Here is a 424-nt window from a genome sequence, read left to right as displayed (position 1 = left end):
GACGTTGCTCGGCTCGGGCGAGGTGGATGCGGTGTACGTTGCCACGCCGAATTTTCGCCACCGCGAGTTCGTGATCCCGGCGCTGGAAGCGGGCATCCATGTGCTGTTGGAAAAACCCATGGCCACCAACGAAACCGACTGCCAAGCGATGATAGAGGCTTCCCGGCGAACAGGTGCCAGGCTGATGATTGCCTACCGCCTGCACAGCGAACCCGGCACCCTGGACATGATCGAGCGGGTGCATGCCGGCAATTTTGGTGAGCCGCGGCTCTTCACCTCGACCTTCACCCAGCGGGTCAAGCCCGACAACCACCGGGCGCAGAACGGCTTCGGCGCAGGCCCTGTGGCAGACATGGGTCCGTACCCACTGAATATGGTTCGCCAGCTGTTCAATGCCGAGCCCATCGAGGTGGCGGCAGTGGGC

Annotated in this window: 1 protein-coding gene; it reads left to right on the top strand. The window is 63.2% G+C overall.

The features are described 5' to 3' along the window. The coding region (locus IAE39_RS29505; protein WP_201207964.1) for a Gfo/Idh/MocA family protein at positions 1 to 424 on the top strand (424 nt) is incomplete at both ends.

Source organism: Pseudomonas sp. S37, assembly GCF_016658545.1.
Taxonomy (GTDB): domain Bacteria; phylum Pseudomonadota; class Gammaproteobacteria; order Pseudomonadales; family Pseudomonadaceae; genus Aquipseudomonas.
The sequence above is the reverse complement of the archived record's forward strand: the minus strand, read 5'-3'. Positions and strand labels throughout refer to the sequence as shown.